Source organism: Sphingobacterium sp. DR205 (assembly GCF_011064245.1).
Taxonomy (GTDB): Bacteria; Bacteroidota; Bacteroidia; order Sphingobacteriales; family Sphingobacteriaceae; genus Sphingobacterium; species Sphingobacterium athyrii.
On record NZ_CP049333.1, the window covers coordinates 2,207,401 to 2,222,930 of the forward strand.

Genomic DNA, 15,530 nt, shown 5'->3' on the forward strand with positions numbered 1-15,530 from the left:
AATAAAACGGTCATGAGCCAAAAATAGCGCTGATGATCAATGGGCAAAGGAAGGCTCATGATCGTTTTATTGCCCTTAAAAACAACGATATAGCAATGAAAAATTTAAAAATATTTTTGGGATGTTGTCTGGCAATAGCATGCTTTTCGATACAATCAGCTTCTGCTCAAAAAGGCGGAATCATGCTATATGGTTCGCTCAATTACCATGAAACCGCTGCTGGCCACCAATTTAGTGCGGCACCAGTGGGCGTAGGCTATTTTTTTAATGACAACATGAATGTGGGGATAAATTATGGATTCAACAACGCCTATACGAAGGCGCTTGACTTTACAGATCATTCCCATGAAGTTGGTCCATTCTACAGCAACACCTGGCCGTTAGGGGAACATTTTATGTTGATCGGTCAAGTGGATGCACATTACATCTGGGGCGACCAACATGTTGTTAATGCATCCGGAGGCATGGTGGATGGAAGCTACAATGGTTTCCTTTTCAGAGTATACCCGTTGGTGGGTATTAACCTGGGAAAAGGCTGGGCTTTGAAAGCAAAAGTCGCGGAGCTCTCTTACAAGAAGAAGCATGGCAAGGATGCTGTTATTCCAAATGATCACGAAGTGATTACAGGAATCAATGGCTCAACTGTGGGATTGGGATTGTCAAAAAATCTATTTTTTTAAAGAACGAAAATGATTATCACAGAAATCACAAGGAATATCAATCGCGAGCAGACCTATAAGCGTCATGATCTGCTGTCGATTGAATGGTATGAATCCACCAAACGTATTCAACGTCTTCGTACAGCAGAGGGGATGGATATTGCTGTAAAATTATTGGGCAATACTTCCTGCTTGCAGGACGGCGATATCTTGTATGAAGATGAAGAAAAAATAGTGGTGGTTACCATCAGGCCTTGTGAAGTCATTAAAGTTACGGCAATTGATTTCCTTGAGGTTGCTTTTGTCAGCAGTGAAATCGGAAACAAACATTTGCCTCTATTCGTAGAGGCAAATGAATTGCTGATGCCCTACGAACGCTCCATGTATGAGTGGTTGGCCAAAAATGGATTTGACCCTATATGTTGTATGCATCAGCTGTTGAATCCACTGCATGCAAACGTAGATCCGAAACATCACCAAAAGTTGAAATTTTCGACAAAAAATATTCCCCTGTTCATTAAAGAACAAGAGGATACTGGGACAGCGCCGACGGTCGCATCTACAAATAATGAATAAATAATTTATGTCAATGAAAAATACTTTTCTGGGCAAGTTGCTCCATCTTGCAGATCCAACACTACCGATCGGTGGATTTACCCATTCAAATGGGCTGGAAACCTATGTGCAGCAGGGTTTAGTCTGTGATAAAGCAACTACGGACAACTATGTGCGCCATAATTTATGGTACAATCTAAAGTATAACGATGCTGCCCTGATGAAATTGGCTTACGAGGCCACCACATCCGAGGATTTAAATGCATTGATCGCTTTGGATCAGGAGTGTACTGCATTGAAGAGTCCAAAAGAGATCCGGGAAGCCAGTAAAAAACTGGGCGTACGCATTTACAAAATATTTAGCCGTTATCAACAACAGGATTTTGTTGTTGCCTGGGGCAAATTGATTCAGAAAAAGGAAGTCGATAGCCACTATTGCTTGATGTATGGTATGCTGGCTTCTTTATTGGAAATTCCATTGGAAGAAGCCTTACATGGCTTTTACTACAATGCAGCTATCACCATGGTGACGAATGCCGTGAAACTCGTGCCGCTCGGGCAACTCGATGGCCAGGATGTTCTTTTTGGGCTGCACGATGATATACTTGAGCTCTGTCTCGAGACTTTAGCAGTTGAAAGAAATTTAGTGGGGCTGTGCAATATCGGATTTGATATCCGATGCATGCAACACGAACGATTATATTCTAGGGTTTATATCTCTTAAAATCAAATAAAATGGAAAATAGAAAATATGTTAAGATCGGTGTAGGCGGTCCTGTGGGTTCCGGCAAAACAGCGTTATTGGAAAGATTGAGCAGACGTCTGGTGGATGAGTTAGATCTGGGGGTTATTACAAATGATATTTACACCAAAGAAGATGCAGAGTATATGGCAAAAAATAGCTTATTACCCCGCGAACGTATTATCGGTGTTGAAACAGGTGGTTGCCCACATACCGCGATCCGTGAAGATGCGAGTATGAATCTGGAAGCGGTAGACGAACTGGCCAGCCGGTTTCCCGATCTGGAACTTATTTTGATTGAAAGCGGGGGGGACAACCTCACTTCGACCTATAGCCCAGATCTGGCAGATATCACCATTTTCGTCATTGATGTCGCTGAAGGTGAAAAAATGCCGCGTAAAGGCGGTCCGGCGATTACACGTTCGGATCTGTTATTGATCAATAAAAAAGACTTGGCGCCTTATGTGGGAGCGAGCTTGGAGGTCATGGAACATGATGCCCGTATGATGCGCAAAGGTGCTCCATTTTTGTTCTCCAATTTGAAAACTGGCGACGGTCTGGAAGAGATTGTGGGCTGGATCAAGAAATATGCATTGCTTCAAGATATTGAAGAACCTAATTTACTTCGTTAATTATGATTTGTTCTTTAGCCGTCAAAATAGCACATCGTGAAGGGAAATCCTTTATGAAGGATGCTTATGTCACTCAACCTTTTCGCATTGTCCCTGTCGGTCAATATCAAAAAGACAATGCGGCTTATTTGATGATCATGAGTTCCTCACCGGGATTATTGGATGGTGATGATCATCAGATCAAAATTGATATTGCGCCAGGAGCAAAATTACAGTTGCAGACGCAGGCTTATCAGCGTCTGTTTCACATGAAGGGGCATTCTTCGCAGACAATGCAGGTGACTTTGGGCGAAGATTCCGTGTTTTCCTATGTTCCTCACCCGGTAGTACCTCAACATTCCTCTCATTTTTTGAGTCACAACATTATCCATCTTGCTTCCAATTGCCATCTACTACTGAGTGAAATCGTGACCTGTGGAAGGAAAATGTCGGGGGAGGAATTTCAGTACAATCATTTTCAGAACCTGACGGAATGTTATGTGAATGGTCGACTCGTTGTCAAAGATAATGTGCTGTTACAACCGGACCGTATGCCCATTCAGGGACTGGGCATTCTGGAAGGATATACGCATCAGGGAACGCTGATCTATCTGAATAGTGCCGGGTTAAGTCCGGATGAATGGATCGAAGCATTTTATGAGAAATATGGAGAAACCAAGGATGTTGCCTTTGGCATCAGTGCCTTGCAGCATGATGGTTTTATGGTGCGGGTACTGGGCTATGGTGCTGAGCAGCTTTATCTTCTTTTTAAAGAAATGCAAAGTGCATTGTGGGAAAAATTATTCCTGAATTAAATAACGGGGCTGAATACAATTTTTAAATAACAAATTATTCGAATGAAAAATAATATCCTAGCTTTTGTTAAAGCTTTTTTTAAAGGATTTGGACAGATTATGTTACAGGGTAATAGCTGGACTGGTGTACTGTTTATAGGGGCTATCATCTATGACTCGGCACTCATGGGATTTGCCGGGATCCTTGCAAATCTGATCGGGGTAATAACAGCGAAATTGATGAAATTTGATGAGGACCATATCAATGATGGGCTCTTTGGATTTAATGCCACATTATATGGGATTGCGCTGGTCTTTTATTTTCAGGCCAATATCTGGGTATGGGCTGCCTTGATCATCGGTTCTGCATTGACGACGATTTTAATGGGCTTTGCACTGAAGAAAAATATTCCTGTATTTACGTTTCCTTTTATTATGATCACTTGGATTGCGTTATATGTACTGAGTATTCCTGAATTGGCCTTACGCACGGTTCCCGAACATTTTGTAGATATTGAGGAAATGGATGATTTCCTTATCGAGGGACATGCCTTTGGTCAGGTTATTTTTCAGGGGAGCTTAGTCGCGGGATTAATCTTTTTCATTGGTGTTTTTATCAGTAAGCCAATCGCGGCGTTATATGCCTCTGCAGCTGTCATTATTAGTGTTTATATTTCGCATCATGGGCATGAATCAACCGATATGACCAATAATGGGATCTTTAGCTTTAACGCAGTTTTATGTGGAATTGCTTTGAGTGGCCAACGTGTCAGAGACGGTGTGTATGTATTGATCGCCGTTGTTATCGCTACTTATTTCGACCATTTCCTGATTCATAACGGTTGGGCTACCTTAACTTTTCCTTTTGTGGTTGCGATGTGGGCAATAGAGCCTGTTAAGCGGCTTGACAATTGGCTGGTGGTCAAGTTTTCGGCAACGGCCTAGACTGCATGGTCTTTTTTTACTTAAACTTTATCTATGTTGAAATTTCGTTTCATAAAACTAATCCCAATAGTGCTTTTTTTGGGAATTCATATTAATACCGTTTATGGGCAGGTAAGCCCACCCGGGCTGGGGAAAGCCAAAACGGCCTCTTGGTCAGTGTTAGGACTCAGACGGAAGCTGGACAGTGCCGGAACAAAGGAAGCGCTGACTTATATCGGTCTGGGAACAAAAAGTACGCCCGATGATTCCAATCCTTTCCATAAACAGGCGATCTGGGTGTTGAACCATGAGGTTTATCACAAATTTGCCCCTAATCAGCAGTATAGTTATGCGTTGAGCTATAGACGTCAAAATGTATATGACGAGAAGATACCCTATCACAATGAAGGAGTTGAGCAAGAGTTCAGGTTGTATGGACGTTATGCATATACGGTTAAATTGAATGAACGCTGGAAATGGAAAAATACGCTGCGGCAGGAGTTTCGGAAATTTTTTACAGCAGACTTTCACAAAGCTGAAGAGAATTTTCAGTTTAGAACCCGGCTGAAATCGCAGGTGAATTTTAAAATCTCCGATAAAAATAAGCAGGAACTGGCACTGAGTGCCGAGGGGCTTTTTGCGATCAGTAAACTGAATGAACCGGATACTTGGTCGAGCTTTGGTTACAAGGAAACACGTTTGGGCTTTTATTACATGACAGATATTCCAAAGACGCCCCTACGACTGGATGTAGGTTACATGAATGATTTGATCAAGGGCTATGATCAAGTGGATTTTGGCGTACATTATCTGGCGGTTGACCTCATTTGGAACCTGCCTTACCATAAACATTAGTCTGCCATAAACTTATGTTTTCGATAATCACTGGGTGAATACCCGGTGATTTTTTTAAATAGCCTGGTGAAATAGGAGGGCGATTGGAATTTCAATTCAAATGCGATCCCTGCGATGTCTCGTGTAGCATCTTGCAATAAGATCTGACTATGTAAAATACTTATTTCTGTAATCCATTGCTTGGGCGGTTTATTGGTTGCCTCCTTCACACATTTGTTCAGGTAGTTTTCGGAGATATGCAATAGATTAGCGTAAAACAATACATTTTTATGGTCAATATGGAACTTTTGGACATATTCACGAAAGCGAAATGCAATATCTAGTTGTCTACTCATCGGTGCCTTGGTTTCGATATCCGATTTGATGACCTTCAATAAGATGCACTGCATCATCGAGATACATACCTCCATCACGCGACCTTCGGTAAAAAGCTCTTCCTCCAAAAGAATCAGCATTTGCTGAATCCAATTGGCAACATGCGGCTTTAACGTAGTGAAGGGATGGGAATTGAAAAATTTGATGTCATTGATCCCAAGTTCGATATCAGTGACAATTTCGTTTTCATAAACCACAAAAAAACCTTCAACATCATCGGAGATCGCCAACGTTGCGGTGATATTACCTTGCTTGATATTGATGACTTGGTGTTCAGTCAGTGTATAGGAGGCTGATTCCAGGTGTTGTGTCAGGGAACCTTTTGTTACGAAAATTAGAAAATTAAATGTAGTACGATAAGGAATGACGGGCATTAAAATGCTCCGGAGATAATTTTCAATTCGATAAACCTGGATTTTACTTTCGTTAAATAGATTATGCTCAGAAACATCAGGTAAGAATAACTTTTTATATTCGTAATTGTTGATGATCTTAATTGAATTTTTCATCGATATAAATTTGTTTTTCAATTGTGATGAAGCTATCAGATTTATTCATCGAGTATATGTTTTAAACGGTATTCATGAGCTCGTTTTGCTCGGTTATTCAATCCCCAATGTGATTAAATAAATCATGATGGTTTCATCTGTAAATAATTATAAATTACCTGTCTACGCTCATGTGGATCAATGAGCTCTCCGCACTTGCTATTTGTTTTACAACCCTAAACGAGCTAATTTCCATGGGATTGACTCGTAAAGGAATGAGTAATGGTAGATCATACAAATATAATCAATTCTTTGCTAAAGAATACCTAAAACAGCACCATCCATGTAACGTTTTAAACGGATCTGTAGGATACGATTGCAATTGAAAAATTTAGGCGGATGACTGCCCAATCAACAATTGGGCAGCTACAGCCAATAGTTCCTAGTTATACTTTTTTGCTTTGATCAAATTTTTCCTGGTTAAAATCTGCAGATTTTCCTTTTGGAATGGATAGTGAAGTCCATTGCTCATCCTGGCACATTTTTCCGATGTAAACGATCTGACCGACGTGATAAGGGTAGTGGGCAAGTTGGCGGTGGATTGCCGCCAATACGGAATGCCCTTCTCCCCGGATAAAAATTGTTTTTGATAGATCCTGCTCATTCAGAGACTCAAGGGCATGGAATAAACAATCCCAGCCTTCGTTCCATAGCGCGATAAGCTCCGCTCTTTCCATCGCTGTGTTTTCGAATTCCATATCGCGGTTTCTTCCTTCTTTTTCACCGTCAGTATTCAAAAAATCAGTCCAACGCGAAAGCATGTTCCCATGTAGATGTTTCACTATGAGAGCAATACTGTTACTTGATGGGTTGAATTGCCAGAACAATTGCTCATCGCTCAATTGAGCGAAGGTTTTGTCTCCCAAAGATTTGAATTCTCGAAATTGCTTGAGGCTACTTGCTAAAAAATTATCCATTGGATTGAGTGTTATGTGTGCTTGTGTTTCTTAGCACAAGATACAAAAATATCCGATGATATCCGGAGAATTGACTCCAGTAAATGGTTGTTGGAGGAACAGCCTGGCCCAGTTTCTGGCTGATGAGGGAAGGGCGGAAAAAAGGTGGCACTGGGGAAGGCGCCACCTTTAGCTAACTAAACATTAAACATAAATAAACAGTCTTTTTTAAAGACCTAAACTAAAATTACATAACGACTCGGCCACTTGTCGATTTGTCAACTTGGACATTTCGTGGCTGATTTTTTAAGGAGATCTTTGCCGAGGTTGAAACTTTACCGTGTAGATTGTCCTTAACACTTAGGGTTACACCCGAGGATGTGCTGGCATTGACCTCTGCATTGGTAGTTGTAAAAGCGGCCATGTCAACTGAAGTAGAGGAGTTGGCATTTAAATCCAGATTCGTCGCACTTCCTGCAATTTCCTGTCTTGACGAACTTGTGGAATTCACCGTTAGATTTTTTGCACTTACATCAGCCGTTAACCTACTCGAGGAACTTGTCGAAAGTGAAATATCATCGGCAATTAATTTTTTAAGTGTAATTCTGGCCGATGAAGAAACATTGACAGCTATTTTGTTTGCCTTGATGGTTTCGTTGCTGTAGATTGATCCACTGGAAGAAGCCGAAAAACTTGTCGGAATTTTACTTGAATATACCGTAACACGGTTGTTTCTTGCATTTCTGATCTGTGAATTCCGTTTATATTGTACATGTAATATGCCATTTTTTACATTTGTTTCTATTAGCGACAGATGCTCTGCATTGTCCGCTTCAACAACAACTTCATTGCGGTTGGAGTGAATGTAGTCAACACGTAGTGATGTCGCTGCCGAAATGCCATCCGGAGCGGAAATCTTACGGGTTTCACGTTCTTGGGCCTGGGCAACGTATAAAAAAGAAATAAAGGCGATAGTTAAAATTCTTTTCATGGTTTTGTCTATTAGTAGTTTTTAATTCTATGCTATAATAATTTTTATTTTAATTCCGAAAAACAGCCTCATTTCCTCCCTTACAGATATAATAGTGGTGCCAGAATTTAAAAACCATGTAAATCGCTGATAAATAGCTGTTTTTACTTTTATACGTTTTCTCCTATTGCCCATTTTTGAACAACTGGTGTTCGCTATCGAACAATTTAACAGTTGTCTTTGTGGTTACCACATGCTCTTTTCGTAAGCTGCCTGCCAGAAATGATATTCCAATCGGGAAGCTGTTATAAATACTTGTCGCATTTTCTCCCGATTTGTTGCAGTCGTTTGTTCAGAAATTTGATCGACGTAATTTTTGGCTTTGTTCACGCCCTCGGCGAAGTCCTCACCACTATAGGTATCGATCCATTTGGAATAGGGGTTTTGGTCGCCACTGGCGATCGAAACGATGTGGTCGCCAACTTCTTTATAAATCCAAAAGCAGGGTAAAGTCGCAGCCATAGCGACTTCAATAGGTTCAAAGGCAGCTACACTTTTTAAAAAATGCACGTAATGGTGGCAAACTGGTTCTATTTTGTTGTCGTCTTCCGGATCCAGACCAAATTCTTTAAAATAGTTTTCATGGAGCGCTTTTTCGACGATAAGCGCATTGCGTCCAAATTCAAAATAATCCAGGGCTTGTTGATTGTCAGTACTCTTTGCACCGATAAAAGCTAATACACGTCCAAATTCTTCCAGATAGAACGCATCCTGACGCATATAGAATTGAAATTTTTCCAGCGGTAGACTGCCATTGCTCAGTTCAGAAATAAAGGGCATCGCTAAGATATCAGCATAAATTGGTCTTATAGCATCCCAGGCTTTATCGCTCCATTTCATGAATAATAAGTTTAGAAGGGTTGTGGAAATGATTAAGTGGCCCATTTCCTTTGCCAATCACGAGATCCTTGCTGCCTTTGATTGCCTCGTGGACATAATCTAAAGCAGTAGCGACAGCCTCAGCAAGAGGGAATTGCTGCGCCAACTGGCTCGCTATTGCTGAAGAAAGAGAGCAGCCGGATCCATGTGTATTTTTGCTGTCAATTTTTTGTGATTTAAACACCAATGGTGACGCATGTTGCTGAAAGAGGAGGGAGGTGAGTTCGCTTGTCTGGAGGTGTCCACCTTTAATAAGGACTGACTGACATCCTTTTTCAAGAAGTTCAATGCCTGCTTTTTCCATTTCTTTGACCTCAGCTATGGTTCGTCCGACAAGTACACTGACTTCATCCAGGTTGGGAGTGATAATTGTGGCTTGTGGAAAAAGCAAGTCCATACATGCCTGTATTGTGTCATCATTGATCAATTTGTGACCACTTGTCGACACCATCACAGGATCAAATACGATTGTTCCACGGTAATCTTTCAAATAGCTGCTGATCAGTTCGACAAGCTCAATGTTATGAACCATCCCGATTTTGATCGCATCCGGATAAATATCGTCGAAGATCGCATCCAGCTGCTCACGCACTGCTTGGGTCGGTATCTCGTAAATATTCCGCACCCCTTGTGTGTTTTGTATTGGTAATGCCGTTAAGACGTTCATTGCATAACATCCCAGGGCTGATATGGTTTTCGTATCGGCTTGGATGCCAGCTCCGCCGCTACCATCAAACCCCGCTATGCTCAGAACTGTGGGCACTGTGTATTGTTTCACTATTTTCATGTTAATAATTCCTTTAATTGAGCGCTACGCTCTCTTGGATTTTTACTTTGGCAAATTGCCGAGACGACCGCGATGGAATCTGCGCCAGACAGCCAGGCACTTGCGCTGGTATCCAGGTTCATGCCGCCAATGGCGATCAAGGGCTTTTCGGTTAAATTCCGTAGCTCACCCAGTCCACTGATTCCCCAGGTTGTAATGGTGTCTGTTTTTGTTTTTGTTGGAAAAATTGGACTGACACCAAGATGGTCTACGGCGGTCATCTGTTTGCTGTCAAGCTGTGACCGATCTTCGAGCGACCAGCCAATTTGAAGACGCTGTCCGTATTTTTCCCTTATTTCTAAAGGTTGACGATCGCTTTGTCCGACATGTACCCCCCATGCTTCGATTTCAATTGCAATATCCACAGCGTCATTAATGATCAATGGGATTCCGTAACGATCGGTAATCTGTTTTAACTTCTTTGCTTTTTCCAAAAAACCTGCTGGCGTTTCATTCTTTTCGCGTAATTGAATGATATCTACACCGCCGATTATGGCTTCTTCGGCAACATGGAGCCAAGATTGTGGGTAACAGTCCTGTTCGGAGATAACCAGATACAAGGGGTAAGGAAATAGGGGATTAATTGCCATAATGTTTCAGGTTGAGATGCATCCGGATACGCTCATCATTCAGCAGATAGAGCTCATCATAGAGATTCACCTGTAAGGAGCCTGGACCCGAAGATCGCGCTGTTGCCAGTTCACCTGCTAAACTCAAAAGGGAGACACCGGCGGTCGCTGCTTCAAAGGGATGGTCTGTGACCGCTAAAAATGCACCAATGAGTGCAGTTGCGCTACAGCCAAGTCCAGTAACCTGGGTCATCAAGGGGTGTCCATTGTGCACCTCAGCGGTGTGCTGTTTGGACAGGACATAATCTACCTTTCCGGAGATACAGATGATAGCCCCCAATTGTTCTTGTAGTGCTTTACCAAAGCCAATCGCGTCCTTACTATCTGCCGTGCTGTCTACGCCTTTGGTATTGACCTGGTTGAAATTGTAAAGGCTCATGATCTCCGATGCATTTCCCCGGATAACGGTTGGTTTTAGTTCCAGGAGATTTGCCAATAAGTCATTGCGAAAAGTGGATATTCCCGCACCCACAGGATCCAATACCCAAGGCCGGCCAATGTTATTGGCGTGTTCTGCTGCTACAAGCATGGACTCGGCGGTAAGTTCACTCAATGTGCCGATGTTAAGTACCAACGACTGGGCAAGGTCAACAACCTCGCGTACTTCCGATGGACTGTGAACCATGACCGGAGAAGCTCCAAGAGCGAGAAGCGCATTGGCGGTGTTATTCATCACCACCAAATTCGTAATATTATGTACAAGTGGTTTTTGTCTTCTGACCTGTGCTAACAGATCGATAATTAAATCTTCCATTCCTTTTGTTTTCTATATTTGCAGGTGGCTTTGTCAGGAAGAAATGAGACAGATGGGCTGTCGGGTATATTTCAATATACCTAAGCGGTTGCTTTTCCCTACGCCGGTATAAACCGAATCAGGTTCGAAGGGACTATCTCAATTCTATACAGAATACCCCCAAAGCCATATCAAACTTAGACAAAAAAAAGGACTTTTTATAACGAGTGTTTTATTCAGTCCCGGAATAGTAAAACTAGACGTTAATCAATAGACCGGAGTGCGCGTGTATTTTCAGCCGCATTCGAGCGAGCAAAATAGACTGGGCATATACGAGGGAAGCGATAGGCAAGTAATGATCAATGGCAGGCAAGTCTATTTGCCAAGAATAGTATTGCTCTCAACGATGAATTCGGTGTACTTAAGACGTTATATTGTCTTCAGCTGGCAGTTCCAAATAGTCCGGTGGGGTATAAGTGACACGGGCAAAATTTTTTGTCAGGAGTTCTGTGTCAAGAACCTTTCCACCCTGAAATTTTAGGAACTTTTCCCGCCAGATTTCATTTTTTCGGTAGAATTGATCTCCGATTTTAAGGAATTGATGCTCTTTTTCAATGACGTGATAGGCAAAATCGAGTTCCTGATCGATCCTCAGTTCACCTTCAAGACATTTTTCGGTAAACCAGAGATTGATCTGAAACGTGTAGGCTGTATTGTTGGTAAACTGATAGTCCCGATAGTTGTAAAATACAGTAGCACCACTTCCGAAAGGTAGCACTCGCCCATCATCGGGAAAAGGGTCAAAAGAATGGTGATAACGTTCTGTGACTGTCAGCGGACTATGGATAACAAGCCAATGGATCAGATTGGAGATCTGGCAGATTCCACCACCAATACCGGCCCGTGCTTCACCGAAAGACAATTCCATCCCCGGAAGATAGCCTTTCTTTTGTGTGGGCTGGCCGACCAGTTTACAAAACGAAAACGTTTCACCCGGGCGGATCAGTATACCATTGATTTGCTTTGCCGCAATCTTTAGATTCGTCACTTTGTTGATCTGCAGTTGCATATTGTTTTCCCCCAGCTTCTTTAATAAAACAGACTGGTGTTTTTTGATGCGGTATTGCAACACTGTTGTAGATTTGGTTTTTGTATACTTTTTATTGTCCAGTAACCAAATGGCTTTTCTTTGTGTTCTTCTTGCCCAGACAGCAAGAAGATACAGCAAAGGGTGACGTTGACTTATTAATTTCCGTTTTTTCACTAATAACAAATGATGGTTTATTGCTTCCTTCTATTTCAGTTTGCGCGTTTTAATTATTGAGAATTGGAGGAACTTTTCTTTGTTTGTATTGTTTTAGAGGTGATTTTATTCTGCTTATCAAATACAGTGCTCTCATATTGATAATCGCCCTGTTCTTTTGAGACTATTTTCAATTCCAATGTACCATCACGATAAAACAGGTAGGTGCTTTCGTTGCCTTGCACAGCTATTTTGGATTCGGCAGTGAGCTTCCCTGTGGCGTCAAATACCTGCCACGAAGAGAAATTGTCTGCTTTTGGGTTATCATAATAATACAGTCTACGGTTTTCGATGGCGTCATTTAACCCTGAAACTTCCTCAATAAGCTGCCCATTTTCATTGTAACGGTAGTCGACCCAATGCATCCGTTGGTAAACGAAGTGGATGGACTCCTCCCGGACCACTTGATATTGATCATTTAAATGATGGATGGAGGCGGACCGTCGCTCAGGATCGGTAATGAGAATAGCATGCGGTAAGTATTGATAAATTGTACTAGAGGACCATTTGCTGTTTTGAAGCTGTTGTATCGAATCGATTAATCCCCATTTGTTGTAAAAATATTTGGTGTAAAAATTGATTCCATTAGACAAATTGTTTGCGGAGAGTTCCTTGCCTTGCTGATAAACAGTCGTGATCATACCGCTGGGTTTTTCGAGGTTCTCCCCTGTAAAGGTCTGCGAAATATAGGTTCCGTCATATTTGCCTTTTTTCTGAGTAGAGTAGATCGGAAGACTGGATCGGGAAATGATGCCCTCAGCATATTGTCTGGATGGTTTAAATGGAATAGCAGCGATAGAATCGAAGAACTGCTTTGCATCGTACTGAAGTGCTTTTTTTTGTACAGGTGTTTGTTTATTGTTTTCTAATATGAATTTTGCCGCATGGAGGTATGTTTGACTGTCATAAATAACTTTTGGCTTATTTTGGCCATCAAACAGAATCATGGCATTTCTTTGTTTGAGGGTAGCTACATCCAATGTCCATTTGCTTTTGTTGACGATAAAAGTAAGTTGCTGGGCATCTGTTTTTGTCACTAGGAGCTTAGTCGTGCTATAAGGAATCTGTCGAATAATTTCATTTGCCTTTTGATCATGGAGACGCATCATAAAATCCGTTGATTTATCAGAAGCATTGGTAACAAACAGAATGGCTTGGGTAGGAGCCCCGATTTCAATTGATTTTTTTACCTGAGACTTTGCTACACCCACACAGAAAAGCAATACCGATAGCTGGAAAATCACATAACGCAGTACGCTGGATTTCGGATGACCGTTCATTTGGATAAGGAGGACGCTTACGCTGACTTTTTAGTTTAAGACTTCTTTTAAAAACAATAAGGTATGGGCCCAGGCACGTTTCGCCATAACAGGGTTATATTCCGGTGATTCGGGGTTGGTAAAGGTGTGCCCGGAATTCGCATAGGTAATTATTTGCCAGTCAGCCTTTCCTTCGTTCAGTTCCTTGACTAATCCATCATAATCTTCCTTTGATACACTTTTGTCAGCTGCAGGATGTTCAACCAATACTTTCACATTGATCGCTGCATTAGGTCTGTCGGCTGATTTGGAGAGTCCACCATGAATACTGACCACCCCTGCGACAGGTAAACCAGCGCGCGCTGTTTCGAGAGCTCCCGTTCCACCGAAGCAATAACCAATTACTGCAATTTTCTTTGGATCAGCTCCGACTTTTTTCAATTGGTCGAGGGCAGCAGAGATTCGTTGCTGATAGGCTTTGTAGTCAGTTTTGTAGTGACCTGCGATTTTTGAAGCCGCTGTATTGTCCGCTGGAATATTACCTTCACCATAGATGTCGGCAATGAATGCGATGTACCCCTCTTTTTGTAATTGCAAGGCTGCTTGTGTCGCTTCATTGTCAATTCCTTTCCATGCGGGCAAAATAAGTACCGCTGGACCTTTTTTATCCGTATTGGATGTGATTAGTCCATTCAATTGCTGTGTTCCGTCTTTATAGGATACCTTTTTTAACTCCTGTGCTTTCATGCTCATCGTGGCAATAGTTAATAGAAATAATGTCAAAGCTGTTTTCATCTGTTCTGTTTTTTATCCGACAGATGTTGTTCGCGATTAAATGAAGTTTTAACTCTCGCGGATTCATCTGCTATTCGATTTGGTTAAACCATTTGTTTATGATCGTCCTTTAAGGTACCTGCCTGGTGTAAGGGCGGGACCTTAATATGTTTTATTAACCTTTATAAACTCAGGATTGTTTTATAGATTCAATAATTCCGATCACATCCAATTGTCCCAGACCTTTTTCACGTGCCGTCTCGTAGGTGTCGAGCAAAGTTCCGAGCAATGGATAGGATGCGCCCGCCTTTTGGGCCAATCGGATATCTTTTAACATCAGGTCCAGCGCGAATGCAGCGGTATAGTTTTGTTCGATGAGGAGCGGTGTCTTTACTTTTGTTGCTCCGCTACCGCTGGCACTATCATTAATAATTTCGAGCATTTCGCTACGTTCTATGCCCAATTGGTCAGAAAATAAGATGGTTTCAGCCAAACCTTGGTAAATAATAGATAGAAAATAATTTATGGCTAGTTTTGCGGCGAGACCTTTTCCATTTTTACCGAGATGTTTAATGGATTTCCCCATTTTTTCAAGGTAAGGTCTAGCGCGGTCAAGGTCTGTTTGTTCTCCACCCACCATAATGATCAGTGTACCCTCTGCGGCAGGCTTGGTACTTCCGGCCACAGGTGCATCCAGAAAAGTGGCCCCTTTTTCTTTTAGCTTACGGGCGAGATCAATACTTACATCCTGTGCAATGGTACTCATGTCCACAAATAATTTTCCGCTGATAGGCAGTCCAAGAATTTTTCCATAAACTTCCTGGACGGCGGCGTCATTTGTCAGCATCGTGAAAACAACGTCATTGTCCTTGATTAAATCCGTTATTTCGCTATAAACAGTTGACTGCGCTCCAAAGCCCGCTGTCTTAGCGATATTTCTATTATAAACGGAAAGGGAAAATCCTGCTTTTTCTAGGTTTTTTGCCATGGGATGGCCCATATTTCCTAATCCTATAAATCCTACGTTTTCTGTTGTCATATTAAATTAAATGGTGTGAATCGAGTATTCTCTTACCAATAAAGGTACAAATGTTTTTGTATCCGGGAGTCGCAAAGCTACACTAAGACCGCACTGTTT

The 15,530-nt window shown here is 41.9% G+C and carries 18 protein-coding genes and 1 riboswitch; of the genes, 7 read left to right on the forward strand and 11 right to left on the reverse strand.

The features are described 5' to 3' along the window. Window positions 1-95 precede the first annotated feature (95 nt). The 7 genes from G6053_RS09150 to G6053_RS09180 all read left to right on the forward strand — a co-directional run bounded on the left by G6053_RS09150 (window position 96) and on the right by G6053_RS09180 (window position 5,140). Window positions 96-680: a hypothetical protein gene (locus G6053_RS09150; protein ID WP_165306250.1), complete on the forward strand. Its 585-nt coding sequence runs from the start codon at window positions 96-98 to the stop codon at window positions 678-680. A gap of 9 nt (window positions 681-689) precedes the next feature. After that, window positions 690-1,235: an urease accessory protein UreE gene (locus tag G6053_RS09155; RefSeq protein WP_165306251.1), complete on the forward strand. Its 546-nt coding sequence runs from the start codon at window positions 690-692 to the stop codon at window positions 1,233-1,235. A 13-nt stretch (window positions 1,236-1,248) separates the two neighbouring features. Beyond that, window positions 1,249-1,938 (forward strand): urease accessory protein UreF, encoded by a 690-nt coding sequence (locus G6053_RS09160; RefSeq protein ID WP_108632382.1) that lies wholly within the window; start codon window positions 1,249-1,251, stop codon window positions 1,936-1,938. A gap of 11 nt (window positions 1,939-1,949) precedes the next feature. Then, window positions 1,950-2,588 carry an urease accessory protein UreG gene (gene ureG / locus G6053_RS09165; protein ID WP_165306252.1) on the forward strand — a complete coding sequence of 213 codons (639 nt, stop codon included), beginning with the start codon at window positions 1,950-1,952 and terminating at the stop codon, window positions 2,586-2,588. A gap of 2 nt (window positions 2,589-2,590) precedes the next feature. Continuing rightward, window positions 2,591-3,382: an urease accessory protein UreD gene (locus G6053_RS09170; protein WP_165306253.1), complete on the forward strand. Its 792-nt coding sequence runs from the start codon at window positions 2,591-2,593 to the stop codon at window positions 3,380-3,382. 42 nt (window positions 3,383-3,424) lie between these two features. Beyond that, window positions 3,425-4,306 (forward strand): urea transporter, encoded by an 882-nt coding sequence (locus G6053_RS09175; protein ID WP_108632379.1) that lies wholly within the window; start codon window positions 3,425-3,427, stop codon window positions 4,304-4,306. Window positions 4,307-4,384: 78 nt separating this feature from the next. Beyond that, window positions 4,385-5,140 carry a DUF2490 domain-containing protein gene (locus tag G6053_RS09180; protein WP_206531913.1) on the forward strand — a complete coding sequence of 252 codons (756 nt, stop codon included), beginning with the start codon at window positions 4,385-4,387 and terminating at the stop codon, window positions 5,138-5,140. On the opposite strand, the gene G6053_RS09185 is transcribed toward G6053_RS09180, so the two are convergent. The 11 genes from G6053_RS09185 to G6053_RS09235 form a co-directional block, all read right to left on the reverse strand. Further along, entirely contained in the window at window positions 5,137-6,024 is an 888-nt protein-coding gene (locus G6053_RS09185) for a helix-turn-helix domain-containing protein (protein ID WP_108632377.1), read from the reverse strand. The two genes, G6053_RS09180 and G6053_RS09185, sit on opposite strands and share 4 nt — an antisense overlap. Window positions 6,025-6,449: 425 nt before the next feature. Beyond that, window positions 6,450-6,980 (reverse strand): DUF1572 domain-containing protein, encoded by a 531-nt coding sequence (locus G6053_RS09190; protein ID WP_165306254.1) that lies wholly within the window; start codon window positions 6,978-6,980, stop codon window positions 6,450-6,452. A gap of 226 nt (window positions 6,981-7,206) precedes the next feature. Next, on the reverse strand, window positions 7,207-7,950 hold the full coding sequence (locus G6053_RS09195) for a DUF2807 domain-containing protein (protein WP_165306255.1): 744 nt from the start codon (window positions 7,948-7,950) through the stop codon (window positions 7,207-7,209). Window positions 7,951-8,175: 225 nt separating this feature from the next. Then, window positions 8,176-8,829, reverse strand: coding sequence for a thiaminase II (tenA, locus tag G6053_RS09200; protein ID WP_108632374.1), 654 nt, complete (start codon window positions 8,827-8,829; stop codon window positions 8,176-8,178). Beyond that, window positions 8,813-9,631, reverse strand: a complete 819-nt coding sequence (gene thiD / locus G6053_RS09205) for a bifunctional hydroxymethylpyrimidine kinase/phosphomethylpyrimidine kinase (protein ID WP_241254964.1) — start codon at window positions 9,629-9,631, stop codon at window positions 8,813-8,815. Before thiD ends, tenA begins: the two co-directional genes overlap by 17 nt. A 20-nt stretch (window positions 9,632-9,651) precedes the next feature. Further along, a complete protein-coding gene (gene thiE, locus G6053_RS09210) occupies window positions 9,652-10,284 on the reverse strand; it encodes a thiamine phosphate synthase (protein WP_165306257.1) in 633 nt (210 codons plus the stop codon). Beyond that, window positions 10,274-11,077, reverse strand: coding sequence for a hydroxyethylthiazole kinase (gene thiM, locus G6053_RS09215; RefSeq protein WP_165306258.1), 804 nt, complete (start codon window positions 11,075-11,077; stop codon window positions 10,274-10,276). Before thiM ends, thiE begins: the two co-directional genes overlap by 11 nt. 78 nt (window positions 11,078-11,155) lie before the next feature. Next, a riboswitch (TPP riboswitch) is annotated at window positions 11,156-11,248 on the reverse strand. A gap of 229 nt (window positions 11,249-11,477) precedes the next feature. Next, window positions 11,478-12,320, reverse strand: coding sequence for a VanW family protein (locus G6053_RS09220; protein WP_165306259.1), 843 nt, complete (start codon window positions 12,318-12,320; stop codon window positions 11,478-11,480). A gap of 53 nt (window positions 12,321-12,373) precedes the next feature. Next, entirely contained in the window at window positions 12,374-13,639 is a 1,266-nt protein-coding gene (locus G6053_RS09225; RefSeq protein WP_165306260.1) for a hypothetical protein, read from the reverse strand. Between the two features lie 30 nt (window positions 13,640-13,669). Continuing rightward, complete coding sequence (locus tag G6053_RS09230; protein ID WP_165306261.1) at window positions 13,670-14,413, reverse strand: dienelactone hydrolase family protein; 744 nt, start codon at window positions 14,411-14,413, stop codon at window positions 13,670-13,672. 169 nt (window positions 14,414-14,582) lie between these two features. Beyond that, window positions 14,583-15,431, reverse strand: a complete 849-nt coding sequence (locus tag G6053_RS09235) for an NAD(P)-dependent oxidoreductase (protein ID WP_165306262.1) — start codon at window positions 15,429-15,431, stop codon at window positions 14,583-14,585. Between the last annotated feature and the right edge of the window lie 99 nt (window positions 15,432-15,530).

Coding starts and splice junctions, on each gene's coding strand:
- G6053_RS09150 (WP_165306250.1), top strand. CDS start 96: ATGAAAAATTTAAAAATATTTTTGGGATGTTGTCTGGCAATAGCATGC.
- G6053_RS09155 (WP_165306251.1), top strand. CDS start 690: ATGATTATCACAGAAATCACAAGGAATATCAATCGCGAGCAGACCTAT.
- G6053_RS09160 (WP_108632382.1), top strand. CDS start 1,249: ATGAAAAATACTTTTCTGGGCAAGTTGCTCCATCTTGCAGATCCAACA.
- ureG (WP_165306252.1), top strand. CDS start 1,950: ATGGAAAATAGAAAATATGTTAAGATCGGTGTAGGCGGTCCTGTGGGT.
- G6053_RS09170 (WP_165306253.1), top strand. CDS start 2,591: ATGATTTGTTCTTTAGCCGTCAAAATAGCACATCGTGAAGGGAAATCC.
- G6053_RS09175 (WP_108632379.1), top strand. CDS start 3,425: ATGAAAAATAATATCCTAGCTTTTGTTAAAGCTTTTTTTAAAGGATTT.
- G6053_RS09185 (WP_108632377.1), bottom strand. CDS start 6,024: ATGAAAAATTCAATTAAGATCATCAACAATTACGAATATAAAAAGTTA.
- G6053_RS09190 (WP_165306254.1), bottom strand. CDS start 6,980: ATGGATAATTTTTTAGCAAGTAGCCTCAAGCAATTTCGAGAATTCAAA.
- G6053_RS09195 (WP_165306255.1), bottom strand. CDS start 7,950: ATGAAAAGAATTTTAACTATCGCCTTTATTTCTTTTTTATACGTTGCC.
- tenA (WP_108632374.1), bottom strand. CDS start 8,829: ATGAAATGGAGCGATAAAGCCTGGGATGCTATAAGACCAATTTATGCT.
- thiE (WP_165306257.1), bottom strand. CDS start 10,284: ATGGCAATTAATCCCCTATTTCCTTACCCCTTGTATCTGGTTATCTCC.
- thiM (WP_165306258.1), bottom strand. CDS start 11,077: ATGGAAGATTTAATTATCGATCTGTTAGCACAGGTCAGAAGACAAAAA.
- G6053_RS09225 (WP_165306260.1), bottom strand. CDS start 13,639: ATGAACGGTCATCCGAAATCCAGCGTACTGCGTTATGTGATTTTCCAG.
- G6053_RS09230 (WP_165306261.1), bottom strand. CDS start 14,413: ATGAAAACAGCTTTGACATTATTTCTATTAACTATTGCCACGATGAGC.
- G6053_RS09235 (WP_165306262.1), bottom strand. CDS start 15,431: ATGACAACAGAAAACGTAGGATTTATAGGATTAGGAAATATGGGCCAT.